This is a genomic window from Dolichospermum sp. UHCC 0406, assembly GCF_009712025.1.
GTDB lineage: Bacteria > Cyanobacteriota > Cyanobacteriia > Cyanobacteriales > Nostocaceae > Dolichospermum > Dolichospermum lemmermannii.
This window is the reverse complement of sequence record NZ_VILA01000002.1, coordinates 384,220-397,083: the sequence shown is the minus strand read 5'-3', so window position 1 is coordinate 397,083 and position 12,864 is coordinate 384,220. Positions and strand designations below refer to the sequence as shown.

The following is a 12,864-nucleotide window of genomic DNA, read 5'->3' as shown; positions in this document are numbered from 1 at the left end:
ATGTGTTCACTTTCATAGCTAAGTTGCTTATAAATGAGGTATTTATGAATCAAATTCATCGGGTGGCGATTGTTGGGGGAAATCACGGTAATGAGTTAACGGGAGTTTACTTGGTTAAAAAGTTTCAGCAATATCCCCATTTAATTCATCGAGGTAGTTTTGAAACTTTATCATTACTTGGTAATCCTAAAGCTATTGCTGCACGGACAAGATATATTGATACGGATCTGAATCGTTGCTTTAATCAAGATAAATTATCAAGTTCAAAAATCTCAAGTTATGAAGAATTAAGGGCGCGAGAAATTCAACAAATATTACAACCAGAAAATCAAAAATCTGTAGATACAATTATTGATGTACATACGACTACTGCCAATATGGGATTATGTATTATTCTGGGAAATTGGCACCCTTTCCTGCTCAAATTAGCTGCGGATTTGAGTGCAGTTAATCCTTTGGTGAAGGTTTATATTCATGAACAACCTCAAGGTAGTGGTTTTCTACGTTCTTTGTGTGATTTGGGTTTTGCAATTGAAGTTGGTGCTGTACCCCAGGGGATTTTAAATGCGGAATTATTTCAACAGACTGAACAACTTATTTATAGTGTTTTAGATTATTTTGAAGACTATAATCAAGGAAAAGATTTGCCCAAAAATAACACACTAACAGTTTATAAATCAATTGGTGTGATTGATTATCCGAGAAATGAAGCAGGGGAAATTCAGGCGATGATTCACCCCCAACTTCAATTCCAAGATTATGAACCTTTACATCCTGGTGATCCTATTTTTCTGACTTTCACAGGAGAAGAAATTTTCTATCAAGGAAATTCTACTGTTTATCCGATTTTTATTAATGAAGCTGCCTATTATGAGAAAGGAATTGCGATGCACATTAGCGAAAAAGAATTAATTAAGATTGGCTAATTCTCTGGTTTCCATGACTCTGATGATATTGTCTTTTCTCATTAATTCACGATATATATTTAGTGTTTCTTCATTCACTCTTGCGGCACTAAATCTTTCTAAATTTTGTTGGGCGCGGAATTTCCACTGATCTAAAAGTTGGCGATCGCTCAATAATTGTGTCAAAGTATTAGCTAAGGCTGGAATATCCTTGGGTGGCACTAAAATCCCCGCTTGACTATAATCTAAAGTCTCAGGAATACCATCTACATCACTGGCTATAATCGCACAACCAGCTTCCCGCGCTTCCGTTAGCACTAAGCCAAAAGATTCGCAATGTGAAGCCAGAACAAAGATATCCGTTGCTAACATATAGCGTTGCGGTTCTGCCTGAAATCCTTCAAAATGAATGCGATTACTAACACCTGTATTTTGCACCATTGCCTCAAATATCGAACGATCTGGACCATCTCCCACTAAATATAAATGTGCTTGCGGAAAGTCTGAGGAAACTATTTTAAATGCCTCAATTAACTCATAAATACCTTTGCGGGTATACATCCCCGCCACAGTAGTTATAGATGGATGTGGCATTTCTACTGGTTGATAATCTGCCAGTTTTTTATGTCGAGGACTTCCTAACGTCCCATTACTAACTACTCGTAACTTTCGAGGTGGAATACCCCGTTTAATCATTGAATTAGCTACTGCTTTACTAACTGCAATTACCTGATCAGCTAACCCCATGAGGATAGCACTATGTTGAAATTCATTATGGACAGTAGAAACTAAATGATATTCTCGATTCTTGCGAAAAATACCGGCTAAAATTGCCCCTGTCATCATGTGTACATGAACAATATCCGGTTGAAACTCTTTAATGATTTGGCGATAATGCCCAGCAGCTTTAATGAGATTTAATGGTGTCCGACACTGATTGAGATGAAAATGTTCAACACCGTGATCTGCTAATAATTTTTCATATTCTCCACCAGCAGAAGCTACAGCAATATCCAGACCACTTTTTGCTTGTAAACAAGCTAAATCTACAGCAACATTAACAATTCCATTACCGATTTTTTGGACATGATTAGTAATATGTAGAATCCGCATTTAAATTTTCTCCACTGTAATTATTGATAACAAATCTTCAGATGCTTACCACTCACAACTTCACTCGGATTTAAAAAATATTTCTTCCGAATATAAAAATCTGTTAATAAATCCCCGAGGTAACATCTCAAGCTGGGAAGGATAGGCAGCAATAGCTTTTTGTTTTTTCTCTTTTACTGATGTTACTGATAAGCGATAAGCCGCTGCAATATCTTGTAACTTCAACAGAATAAATAATGGCGATCGCCAAAATACCCAAATAGGATACTGAAGTATTTCTGTAGTGATTTTAGATTGAATAATTGCCTCTTTCACTAAATTATAAGTAGCTTCATGATCTTGATGACAATCTTTGCGGTGAGGTACATAAACTTCTCCAGGTTGATACAAATTTAGTAATTCTGAAATCTCAGTAATTATCTGTTGCCTTTTCTCTATATTCAAAGCAGCCAAACTGCCATCTTGATAATTTAAAAAATGAATCTCTGAAGTGTTCACACCCAAAATATCTAAAGCTATCAAAGATTCTTGTTGACGAATCTGGATAACTTGATTTTGCATAAGTGGATCTAAACCATGAGAACCTCTACCGTCAGTTAAAAAAGTTATCCCTACTTGTATTCCCTGTTCTCTTTTGCGGGCAATCATGCCTCCACAACCAAAGGTTTCATCATCTTGATGAGGAGAAAAAACCATTGCTGATTTTTCAGAAAAATTTAAAGGCTGACTTCCCCAATGCAAAATCCACCAGGAAACTAGACTACAATGAATATATTGTATCTGATTTAGCAATTGATTAGGAATTATTTTTTCTAATGAGGTGAGTGTTTTTTTATGATTCATAATTTTAAAATTGATTCAAGACAAAATTAAAGTTTTCTAGATAACAAATATTGATGCTTACCATAAATTAGAACAAATATTTTTATGATAGTTTTGATTCCAGATAAACTTAAAGTTTTGTAGATGACAAATATTGATGCTTCTCACAAATCAAAACAACACAACTATTTTTATGATAGTCAAGTCCTAGATTATATTATTTATTGTTTTAATAAAGTTATGCTGAATATATCAATAAGAGGATGTTTGAAAATCGGATAGGGTGTAAAAAATCTTTCAGTAGTATTCAGGAGTCAGCTAAAAGCAGGAATAGCCAAGAAGAGGAAGTTTTAACTTACCTTTGGGGGTTAAAGTCCCCTGCTTCTACAAGCAGCGGGTTTTGCGTCGGGGTAAAATCCCCGTTGCAAAACGTAATTCTAAATTCTAAATTCTAAATTCTAAATTCTGCATTCTTTTAATTACCCGTGTTTTACGGAAAGCTGTATTAGCTGACGACTGACGAGTGAATGCTTACTATTTTTCTACTCAGAAGTGTTTCTAGAGAAACAGTAAATTGTTAGTTAGGTTAGTTAGAATTTAGGGAAATCATCGAAATCTCTATAACCTACTATATAAAATTAAGCAGTGCTTAATCACCGTAGGGGTTGATGTTTACCATTAAATTCAGCTAGTTTTTGTATTCTATTAGACTGTGATGATTACTGAATTTTGGCTGAAGTTATAAATTGAGTAATTATTCCATTAGTATAAGTTATCTTGGGTATGCAATGGTGTGCCACTATCATGCAGATGAATTGGATTAGTTTACTAAAAGCGCAACAAACTGACTTCTTAAACCGGGTGAAAAAACCGAAAACGGCGGATCTTTCTCTTTTAGAAAGTCGAGTTAAAGGTTATCACAGTGAGGTAATGGCATTTGCGGGGGATTCATTCACAAAAATTCTCGAATGTTCCCGTCAGCAAGCTGAAATTCTCGCCAAAAATCCCCCACCGATACCACCAGAATATCCTGAATATCCTGATTGGATCATTCCCTTTCCTACTTATTTTCAACGTCAAGCAGAAGATTATCTTGTCCGTGAACAAATTGTTGATTGGATGATTACAGAACGCTTAGGAAAATTGGTGAGAAAAGTGCCACAAGACACTTTAGACAATATGGTTTTGGATGATGAGGGAAATTTACGTAGTGAAAGTAAGTTTACTTATTTGTTAGCTAATAACCCAAAAGTGAGTATTCAAATTCACGTAGCAGATGGAGAAAGTTTTAACGGTATTAAAAAAGATAAAATTCGTTGGTCTGTTAGTCAAGAAGATATCAGTAACCACCAAGTATTAATTTTCTTGTGTTTGTTTTATCCTGGAAATAACAAATTAGGATACCACAAACAAACTGTAATTACTGGTTTTTTACCCACAAATCAACTAGATTTTTCCAACGCCAAAACTTATCTAACTCCCAGTAGTCTATTATATGCGGGAGGATTAAATTGGTATTTACAATCTCTGGGTGGTAAGCCAGATGATGTGCCAATAACTGATGAGAAAATGATGGTAGAAACCATTCAAACCTTACCATCAGATCATCCCCAAAAGAAGATTATTGGTGATTGGGAATGCTGGCAAACACTGAAAGGACATACCAAAGGTATTAACTGTTTAGCCTATGCTATCAAAACATTAGTAGTGCAAGATGCCGGATCTAAAAATGTCAAAACAATTCCGATGTTAGCTAGTGGTAGCAGGGGAGAAACAAAATTATGGGATTTATCAAAAGGTGAATTAATCGAGACATTATCAGAATATCCTTGGGTGATTTCTGATCATGTTAATGAAGTTAATTCTCTGGCTTTTAGCACCGACGGACAAACATTAGTGAGTGTAGGTGCAGATTCCACCGTTAAAATTTGGCATACTGGGGCGTTGGATCTAATTGATATTCTCCATAAACATCATGGAGATGTCCGTTGTGTGGCGTTTACTCCTGATGGTAAGATGTTAGCGACTGGTGGCCATGATCGGAAGATTTTATTTTGGAATTTGCGCGATCGCCAAGTTGAAAATACTCTATCCTTAGATGATACAGCAGCCCATTCAATGGTATTAAGTCAAGATGGGAAAATTTTAATTACAGGTAGTTATCGCAAAATCAAAGTTTGGGAAACATCCTCAACACTCAATCAGAAAAAATTGCCAGATATACAACCAATATACACCCTGATGGGTCATTCTCATATTGTTAGTTCCCTAGCCATAAGTGCTGATGCTAAATTTTTAGTTAGTGGTAGTCAAGATCAAACTATTCGAGTTTGGAATTTAGCCACTGGGGAATTAGTTCACACTCTCAAAGGACATCGAGATAGTGTGAATACAGTTGCTTTAAGTCCTGACGAACAAATTATTGCCAGTGGTAGTGCTGATAAAACTATCAAATTGTGGCATTTACAATCTGGGGAATTATTAGGGACATTTACAGGTCATGCTAACACAGTTACAGCTTTATCATTTACTGCTTCTGGAGAAATGTTAGTTAGTGGAAGTTTGGATAAAACCATTAAAATTTGGCAGCGGAGTTAGATCAAAACTGCGATTGTCTCTACAAGTTAAAGTCCCCCAATCACCAACAAGATCCCCGACTTCTTTAAGAAGTCGGGGATCTGACTTTAGCAATGTATACCTACGGCACGCTACGCTATCACAAATCAAATAGGATTGCTATATTTCCCGAAAACTAATTTTCAACATTATCGTTGATAATATAATTATGCTTTCTAGTTACCAATTATGACTATAGCCACTGAACGCCAGATTACACTAGAAAATTTTCTCAAGTTACCAGAAACTAAACCAGCATCAGAATTTATTAACGGGGAAATCCTACAAAAACCTATGCCACAAGGTGAACACAGTCGTCTACAGATTAAATTTTGTACCAATATTAATCAAGTAGCGGAAACGCCAAAGATTGCTTATGCCTTCCCAGAACTACGTTGTACCTTTGGTGGTAGTACCATTGTGCCTGATATTGCGGTGTTCCGGTGGGAAAGAATCCCCAAAACTGAATCTGGGAGAATTGCTAATCGGTTTGAAATTCATCCTGATTGGGTAATAGAAATTCTTTCTCCTGAACAACCACAGAAAAAAGTATTAACGAAATTATTGCATTGTTCCCGTCACGGAACTGAATTAGGTTGGTTATTAAATCCAGAGGAAGAAAGTGTATTAGCTGTATTTCCTGGACAAAAAATAGAAATATATGAAGGTGATGATAAATTACCAATTTTGGAAAATATCAATTTAGAATTAACAGTTAAAGAAATTTTTGGTTGGTTAAGTTTTGGTTCATGATTATTAAGGGCGGGGAAACCCCGCCGCTGCATTAAAATTGTTGTAAAAAGCGCAAATCGCTATTATACAAACGACGAATATCATCAATTTGATGTAATACCATTGCAAACCGTTCTACACCAAAACCGGCAGCAAACCCGCTATAAACTTCTGGATCATAACCCACAGATTTTAAAACATTGGGGTCAACCATACCGCAACCCATAACTTCTAACCAACGTCCTTTCCACTGTAAATCTACTTCGGCTGAAGGTTCGGTGAAAGGAAAATAACTGGCACGAAACCGAATTGGTAAATCGCCAAATATTGATTGTAAAAATATTTTCACAGTTCCTTTGAGGTCTGTAAAAGTTAGTCCTTCATCTATGGCTAAAAGTTCAATTTGATGGAAAACTGCTGAGTGCGTCGCATCTACATCATCTCTGCGATATACTCGACCTGGGGCAACAACTCGAATAGGTGGTTCTTCCTTTTCCATGTAGCGAATTTGCACTGAAGAAGTATGAGTCCGCAATAAATTACCATCTGGTAAATAGAAGGTATCCTGCATATCACGGGCTGGATGATCTGGGGGGGTGTTAAGAGCTTCAAAATTGTAGTAATCTGTTTCCATTTCTGATCCTTGGGCAACGGTGTAACCCATGCCAACAAAGATATCTAGGGTTTGGTCAATAATGCCATTGAGGGGATGAATCCGACCTTGGGGACGGTAAATACCGGGCATGGTGACATCTATTGTTTCCGCCTCTAGTTGTACCAGAATTTGAGCAGATTCCAGGGTTGTGCGTTGCTGGTCAAGGCTGTTTTGAATGGCTTCTTTGACAGTGTTAGCGATCGCCCCAATCTGAGGACGTTCTTCCGCGCTCATTTGCCCCATACTTCGTAACAGCAGCCCCAATTGCCCTTTTTTGCCCAAATAGTTAACTCTGAGTTCTTCTAGGCGTTCTAGGCTATCAGCAGCAGCGATCGCTGTTTCTCCTTCTTGTCGTAATGCTAAAAGTTGGTCTTCTAAATTGCTAGTCATTAGTTATTAGTCATTGGTGATTAGTCATTAGTCTATAGTAGGGAACGGGGAACAGGGAAGCAGGGAACAGACAAGAGGCAGGGGATGTAGGGGATGTAGGGGATGTAGGGGATGTAGGGGATGTAGGGGATGTAGGGGAGAGGATTTTTCCTACTGACAACTGACAACTGTACGGGCGAAGCATTTGGAGAACTATTTTTGGCAATGACCGATAATTTATCTTCCAAATGCTTCGCCCCTACTAACAACTGACAACTGACAAATGAAATTACTAATTAGCAACGATGATGGAATTTCTGCTTTGGGTATTCGTACCCTAGCCAACACCTTAGCAGCAGCGGGTCATGAAGTGACAGTAGTTTGTCCAGATCGAGAGAGATCCGCAACAGGGCATGGATTAACCTTACTGCAACCCATTCGCGCGGAAATAGTGGAATCTGTGTTTCATCCTGATATTAAAGCTTGGGCTTGTGATGGTACGCCTTCAGATTGTGTAAAATTGGCACTATGGGCTTTATTGGATTCTCCACCCGACTTAGTGCTATCTGGAATTAACCAAGGTGCAAATTTAGGGACAGAAATCCTCTACTCTGGGACTGTTTCCGCAGCAATGGAAGGAGTTATTGAAGGTATTCCTAGTATTGCTTTTAGTTTAACCAGTCATACCCATAAAGATTTTCAACCAGCAGCTAAATTTGCTGAAGTCCTGGTTGCTAAAATTGCCGCCCAACCACTGCCAGAATTGATGTTACTCAATGTCAACGTCCCCCCCTTATCTTGGGAAGAAATAGCTGGAGTTACTTTCACTAGACAAGGAGTACGACGTTATGTGGATGTTTTTGACAAGCGAACTGATCCTAGAGGTAAAACTTACTACTGGTTAACTGGAGAGGTAATCGAAGATGTAGAACCACCTATAGAATTAAACTTACCAACCCACATTCCCCTTGATGTTCATGCCATTCAAAAAAAATATATCAGTATTACTCCATTGCAATATAATTTGACTTATGGGCATGGACTTAATCAGCTATCTACATGGGAATTTAAACTTCCGTAGATTTAGGCAACTTTGACAAAACTAGAAAAGGTTATTTTCAGTAAAGTTACTGAATCTTTACTAGCTATTAATTAAATAAATGTAGTAAACTATATAGAATAGGACTTGTGTATCCATGCAAGTAGGCGGTACTCGGCTAATTTTTGATGCTGGTACAGGATTTTACAGATTATGCAGTCCAATTTGACCTTTCACAACGTGCAAATCGGACAGCCTATCCATAATAGTTAATGTCGTTGAAATCGCTTGTCTAGCTAGTTCAATACTTTGAGTTGGTTTGCGAGCAATGTAGAAAATGTCAGTTAGTGTGGTAGCAGTAACATATCCAATTATTTGCCCAGAATCAATTGCCTGAAATAACATTTCTGCATCTGGCAAAAACGGTTCTCGCTCTAATAAGTAATCTAAAATAATGTTGGTATCAATGAGAATTTTCACTAAAGATACTTCTCTACTCGATGTTGTTCTAACATTGCATTTACCTGTTCATCGGTTGGTGCTGGTTGATTGGTTTTTAATAAACCTTTCATTTGTTTGATAATGCGAGTCCGTTCAGATTGTTGACTGGGTTGATTTTGCAATGACTCGATGATTGCGCGGACGAGTTCTAAGCGATCGCTCTCAGGTAGTTGAAAGGCTTGCTCTTTCAGTTCTTGCAGGGACATAGAGGTTATTTTAGGCTATATTTACCTTTATTTTATTTTATTTTATCTGAAAGCGATCGCTCTTCCAAAAATCACGCTATAAGCGATCGCTATTGAGCAGAAGTTAATCACCAAAAGCCTGAAACGACGGATTTTCGTTCATGCACATCATCGTGAATTTGTACAGTGCGTAAGTCCTAATCTCTTACTCATAAAGATGATTTAACTGTCTAGCTACCTGTTAATCTTGAGGATCTTGACACTTTCCCAATTTATGTGATATGGTTCAATCAATACCTCTATATTCTTCTGGAAAAAAACTTTTTCCGCCAGAGGCGGAGGGGTTAAGAAGGGAAAAGAAAAGAAGAGCAGAGAGTAAAAGAATAAAAGTATAAAGGGCTACAAAGTCCTGGAACAGAACACGACCCGGAAACCGTAGTAGTAGTGACGAGAATCACGCGAAGCCCTAAAGCGAATCGCCGACCGACAGTACCCAGCACTGTGGTACCAAGAACCGCCACGAAGAAGCTTTGTATTGCCGCTGCTTCGACTGTTCCAAGCACTGCCATCTGTAGGCGCATTTATATAATTTTCATGCCAGTCATCTTCGCACCATTCCCAGACATTCCCGTGCATATCGTACAAACCAAAAGCGTTAGGGTGAAAAGTAAAAGTTCCTACGTCTGTGGTTTGTTCTCGATATTTGCCTTTTGGTGCGGAATTGTAGGGATAATTGCCATCGTAATTGACTAAACCTGGGTTGATGTTGTCACCAAAATAAAATGGCGTTTTTGTCCCAGATCTACAAGCATACTCCCATTCAGCTTCACTGGGCAATCTGTAGTTGTTTCCTGTCTTTTGAGTTAACTCTTGACAAAATGAGACTGCATCATCCCAACTGACATTTTCAACTGGGCGGTTATTGCCTTTGAATGAAGAGGAATTAACACCCATGATAGCTTGATATTGTGCCTGTGTCAATTGATATTTTCCCATAAAGAAACTGGGAACTGTGACTTGATGTTGAGGACTTTCATAACTAAGTCTTTCTGCTTCATCTTCCGGTGAACCCATGAGAAAAGTTCCTCCGGGTATAGCAATCATTTCTAAAAATACACCATTCCCCAAATTTTCTTGAAATGATGATTGAGGATTTATATTTGCTGGTGGTTTGGGTGGGTTTGTGGGTGGAGAAATAAACTGGAAAATTTGTTGAAAGGGATTTTGAGAAGTTTGTGGTGGTGGTGGAGTGGGAATAACTCTTGTTTTTTGAGTTAACAATGCCGCTAAAACTTCTGTGGCTGATTGATAACGTTTAGCAGGAATATCCTGCAACATTGTTTCTAATACATCTATTAATTCCTGACTTAAAGAAACATATTTTCGCCATTGCCACTCCATTCTGTTAGTATCAAACAATTGATCTGAACCATCAGATTTTTGAAAATGTCCCGTTAATAATCTGACGCAGGTAACAGCTAAACTATAGAGATCACTATTATGGTAAGCCATACCCCGTAACTGTTCTGGAGGCGCATATCCGGGAGTACCTACGGTTGTACCAACTCTGGTTAAAATACTACCGCTTGTTTCTTTGGAAACGCCAAAATCAATGAGGAATAATTTACCGTTCTTACTTCTAATAATATTTTCTGGCTTGATGTCTCGATGAATGACTTTGTTATCATGGATAAATTGTAAAACAGGTAATAATTCTATTAAGATATTTCTGATTTGCGGTTCGTTTAATGTGCCTTGATTTTGAAATTCTTGTAATAAGTTTTGACCATCAATAAAGTCTTGGACTAAATAAAGTCTACCATCTTGGGGAAAGAAGGCTTCTAAGTCTGGAATTTGGGGATGTTTTCCTAGTTCTTGCAGTCTTTTGGCTTCTTGTTGAAATAGTTCAGTGGCTTTTTGTAATGCGCCGCTTCCTGCTTGTTGAGGTAAGAATTGTTTAATGACGCAGGGTGTATTTAATCTTTTTTCATCTACTGCTTGAAATGTTCTGCCGAAACCACCTTCTCCGAGAAATTTAATGGGACGATAACGATCATCTAAGAGGATTTTACCGCCGCATTTTTGACAATAGGTAGTACCCTGGGGATTTTGATAAATACAGGCGGGGTTAAGGCATTGGCTCATGGTAGATGGTGGGTATTTCTAGGGATGCTTATACTATACTAAGATAGTTCTACCAGAGCTAGGTTTAAGACACCCGCCAGCCAGACAACCGCCAGGGAATAAATTCCCTGTCTAATAGCTGAAGTCCGTTAAAACGGACTAGGAACTTTTTTAAGTGTTTAGTCATCTTTAGATGACTTTTGTTATTAGCAAGGAACTTGAGCCAGGGAATAAATTCCCTGTCTAATAGCTGAGGTCCGTTAAAACGGACTAGGAACTTTTTTAAGTGTTTAGTCATCTTTAGATGACTTGCGCTATTAGCAAGGAACTTGAGTTCCTTGCGGGATAGAGGTTTTAGATTAAAGTTTTCATCAAAGACAGTTCAATGTAGTCCTCTCTGGGCTGTTTAATGTTGACTTCTACACCTGGACCAAAATACTTGGTCATTTTTTCATGCTTTTGTTGCCAGGTATCAAAGGTGATAAGTGGTGAATCGAATTCTAGGATTAGGGTATAAGCGCCGTTGATTTCGGTTTCTCGCAAACCGGTGACGACTGGTCTGACTTCGTCTGTGGGACTTAAACCTAGATAAGCCAAGGCTAAATCTAGATGGGATTTTTGCCCATAACAGAAGCGGGTGATGTCTTTGCGGATTTTAGTTTGTGTGACAGTTGCCTGTTGCTTTCTGAGTTCGAGGATTGATGGTGTGCTAGTTTGGCTGAAGGGGATGGGTTTAAGTTCATTAGCTTTTAGGGCTAAACCTCCCAGTAATAGCGGAAAACCATAGAAAAATCCTACTAGATTGAGGGTAGCGTTATCCATGAAGTAGGCAACAAAACCTGTGATGGTGAGTATACTACCTACTGTTAAACCAAGTGTTCCCAAAGAAATTCCGCCGAGCATAATTTAAGCTTAGTATAATTTATTTTCATCTTTTATTATCATCGCTGATTGGTGGCAGATTGGGAAAGGGATATGGAGATTTTTCCTTTTTGCGTTAACTTTAGATTTGAAGTGTTTCAAAACTGGACGCAAAAAAATGGATATTCAGACAGTTAAAGACCGAATTAGCACTGTTCAAGGTAAACGTGAGCGGTTGCTGAGTTTATTAGAACAACCCAATTTGGGAACTTTAAGGGTTGATGTCAATCAAGCTTTGGAAGAATTAGATGATTTAATTGATGAATTTAAACGGACTATTCCCCAAGCAGGAAATAATTAACCTAAGTTGTTAGTTATCTAAAACTTAGACAGGAGAAAAGGTAATTGATAATTGTCAATTGCCTTTTGCCTGATCTAATTTGTACTTTTTTAATTATTAATGATGTTGGGTTTCCCAGGGTCAACCCAACCTACATAAATTTATGATTAGGCAGAGTTCAATATTTCTTCTGGAAATGAAGAATACCTATGTCTGTTCCCTAACTCTCTGACTAAGGCAATGAGTTCCTTTGTCGGAATATCTTTTTTGCAAACTTTATCAAAGTTATGCCTAGTTTTGTTTTTTCCAAAAGATACTTCATCTACAGAGGAATAAGCCAGAATTTGAGTATTTGGAGATATAGCTTTAATGTAATGAGATGCTGACCAACCATCCATAATTGGCATTTGTAAATCGAGAATGATCACATCAGGTTGATAGCATTGAACCATTTCTATAGCTTCTTGACCATTACTAGCTAAACCAACAACCTGGATATTTTCTTGAACAGAAAAAACTAATTGTAGGCTTAAACGAGTGAGTTCATGATCATCAACTATGAGAACGCGCAAATTAGAAGACTCACGGGACAACATTAACAT

The 12,864-nt window shown here is 37.8% G+C and carries 14 protein-coding genes; 5 read left to right on the top strand and 9 right to left on the bottom strand.

The window, feature by feature from the left end; translation table 11 throughout:
* The first annotated feature begins 44 nt into the window (after positions 1-44).
* Positions 45-926 carry an aspartoacylase gene (locus FJR09_RS04170; RefSeq protein ID WP_168653226.1) on the top strand — a complete coding sequence of 294 codons (882 nt, stop codon included), beginning with the start codon at positions 45-47 and terminating at the stop codon, positions 924-926.
* On the opposite strand, the gene FJR09_RS04165 is transcribed toward FJR09_RS04170, so the two are convergent.
* Together FJR09_RS04165 and FJR09_RS04160 are read right to left on the bottom strand one after the other, a co-directional pair.
* Positions 909-2,018, bottom strand: coding sequence for a glycosyltransferase family 4 protein (locus FJR09_RS04165; RefSeq protein WP_168651574.1), 1,110 nt, complete (start codon positions 2,016-2,018; stop codon positions 909-911). The genes FJR09_RS04170 and FJR09_RS04165 overlap by 18 nt on opposite strands.
* 60 nt (positions 2,019-2,078) lie before the next feature.
* Positions 2,079-2,861, bottom strand: a complete 783-nt coding sequence (locus FJR09_RS04160) for a PIG-L deacetylase family protein (RefSeq protein WP_168651573.1) — start codon at positions 2,859-2,861, stop codon at positions 2,079-2,081.
* Positions 2,862-3,644: 783 nt separating this feature from the next.
* Between FJR09_RS04160 and FJR09_RS04155 the strand changes: the two genes are divergently transcribed.
* On the top strand, positions 3,645-5,438 hold the full coding sequence (locus FJR09_RS04155) for a WD40 repeat domain-containing protein (RefSeq protein ID WP_168631861.1): 1,794 nt from the start codon (positions 3,645-3,647) through the stop codon (positions 5,436-5,438).
* A gap of 207 nt (positions 5,439-5,645) precedes the next feature.
* Positions 5,646-6,209 carry a Uma2 family endonuclease gene (locus tag FJR09_RS04150; RefSeq protein ID WP_015078028.1) on the top strand — a complete coding sequence of 188 codons (564 nt, stop codon included), beginning with the start codon at positions 5,646-5,648 and terminating at the stop codon, positions 6,207-6,209.
* Positions 6,210-6,240: 31 nt separating this feature from the next.
* Here the strand turns inward: FJR09_RS04150 and pheS are convergent, their stop codons facing one another.
* Together pheS and FJR09_RS04140 are read right to left on the bottom strand one after the other, a co-directional pair.
* Complete coding sequence (pheS, locus tag FJR09_RS04145; protein WP_015078029.1) at positions 6,241-7,233, bottom strand: phenylalanine--tRNA ligase subunit alpha; 993 nt, start codon at positions 7,231-7,233, stop codon at positions 6,241-6,243.
* 32 nt (positions 7,234-7,265) lie between these two features.
* Positions 7,266-7,481, bottom strand: coding sequence for a hypothetical protein (locus tag FJR09_RS04140; RefSeq protein WP_168654019.1), 216 nt, complete (start codon positions 7,479-7,481; stop codon positions 7,266-7,268).
* A 14-nt stretch (positions 7,482-7,495) separates the two neighbouring features.
* On the opposite strand from FJR09_RS04140, the gene surE reads away from it, so the two are divergent.
* Positions 7,496-8,293, top strand: a complete 798-nt coding sequence (surE, locus tag FJR09_RS04135; protein ID WP_015078030.1) for a 5'/3'-nucleotidase SurE — start codon at positions 7,496-7,498, stop codon at positions 8,291-8,293.
* 162 nt (positions 8,294-8,455) lie between these two features.
* Here surE and FJR09_RS04130 read toward each other — a convergent pair whose 3' ends face one another.
* The 4 genes from FJR09_RS04130 to FJR09_RS04115 form a co-directional block, all read right to left on the bottom strand.
* Positions 8,456-8,731: a PIN domain-containing protein gene (locus FJR09_RS04130; RefSeq protein WP_168652758.1), complete on the bottom strand. Its 276-nt coding sequence runs from the start codon at positions 8,729-8,731 to the stop codon at positions 8,456-8,458.
* On the bottom strand, positions 8,731-8,958 hold the full coding sequence (locus tag FJR09_RS04125) for a hypothetical protein (RefSeq protein ID WP_168651614.1): 228 nt from the start codon (positions 8,956-8,958) through the stop codon (positions 8,731-8,733). Before FJR09_RS04125 ends, FJR09_RS04130 begins: the two co-directional genes overlap by 1 nt.
* 378 nt (positions 8,959-9,336) lie before the next feature.
* Positions 9,337-11,082, bottom strand: a complete 1,746-nt coding sequence (locus FJR09_RS04120) for a bifunctional serine/threonine-protein kinase/formylglycine-generating enzyme family protein (protein ID WP_168652759.1) — start codon at positions 11,080-11,082, stop codon at positions 9,337-9,339.
* A gap of 333 nt (positions 11,083-11,415) precedes the next feature.
* Positions 11,416-11,964 carry a DUF2854 domain-containing protein gene (locus FJR09_RS04115; RefSeq protein ID WP_168631845.1) on the bottom strand — a complete coding sequence of 183 codons (549 nt, stop codon included), beginning with the start codon at positions 11,962-11,964 and terminating at the stop codon, positions 11,416-11,418.
* Positions 11,965-12,100: 136 nt separating this feature from the next.
* Here FJR09_RS04115 and FJR09_RS04110 point away from each other — a divergent pair, with 136 nt between their 5' ends.
* Positions 12,101-12,283 carry a hypothetical protein gene (locus FJR09_RS04110; protein WP_015078035.1) on the top strand — a complete coding sequence of 61 codons (183 nt, stop codon included), beginning with the start codon at positions 12,101-12,103 and terminating at the stop codon, positions 12,281-12,283.
* Between the two features lie 146 nt (positions 12,284-12,429).
* On the opposite strand, the gene FJR09_RS04105 is transcribed toward FJR09_RS04110, so the two are convergent.
* Positions 12,430-12,864: a response regulator transcription factor gene (locus FJR09_RS04105; protein WP_168651612.1), complete on the bottom strand. Its 435-nt coding sequence runs from the start codon at positions 12,862-12,864 to the stop codon at positions 12,430-12,432.

Excerpts from the sequence above, each read along its gene's own strand:
- FJR09_RS04155 (WP_168631861.1), top strand. The coding sequence starts at position 3,645 with ATGCAGATGAATTGGATTAGTTTACTAAAAGCGCAACAAACTGACTTC.
- FJR09_RS04170 (WP_168653226.1), top strand. The coding sequence starts at position 45 with ATGAATCAAATTCATCGGGTGGCGATTGTTGGGGGAAATCACGGTAAT.
- FJR09_RS04105 (WP_168651612.1), bottom strand. The coding sequence starts at position 12,864 with ATGTTAATGTTGTCCCGTGAGTCTTCTAATTTGCGCGTTCTCATAGTT.
- FJR09_RS04120 (WP_168652759.1), bottom strand. The coding sequence starts at position 11,082 with ATGAGCCAATGCCTTAACCCCGCCTGTATTTATCAAAATCCCCAGGGT.
- pheS (WP_015078029.1), bottom strand. The coding sequence starts at position 7,233 with ATGACTAGCAATTTAGAAGACCAACTTTTAGCATTACGACAAGAAGGA.
- FJR09_RS04110 (WP_015078035.1), top strand. The coding sequence starts at position 12,101 with ATGGATATTCAGACAGTTAAAGACCGAATTAGCACTGTTCAAGGTAAA.
- FJR09_RS04150 (WP_015078028.1), top strand. The coding sequence starts at position 5,646 with ATGACTATAGCCACTGAACGCCAGATTACACTAGAAAATTTTCTCAAG.
- surE (WP_015078030.1), top strand. The coding sequence starts at position 7,496 with ATGAAATTACTAATTAGCAACGATGATGGAATTTCTGCTTTGGGTATT.
- FJR09_RS04125 (WP_168651614.1), bottom strand. The coding sequence starts at position 8,958 with ATGTCCCTGCAAGAACTGAAAGAGCAAGCCTTTCAACTACCTGAGAGC.
- FJR09_RS04160 (WP_168651573.1), bottom strand. The coding sequence starts at position 2,861 with ATGAATCATAAAAAAACACTCACCTCATTAGAAAAAATAATTCCTAAT.
- FJR09_RS04115 (WP_168631845.1), bottom strand. The coding sequence starts at position 11,964 with ATGCTCGGCGGAATTTCTTTGGGAACACTTGGTTTAACAGTAGGTAGT.
- FJR09_RS04165 (WP_168651574.1), bottom strand. The coding sequence starts at position 2,018 with ATGCGGATTCTACATATTACTAATCATGTCCAAAAAATCGGTAATGGA.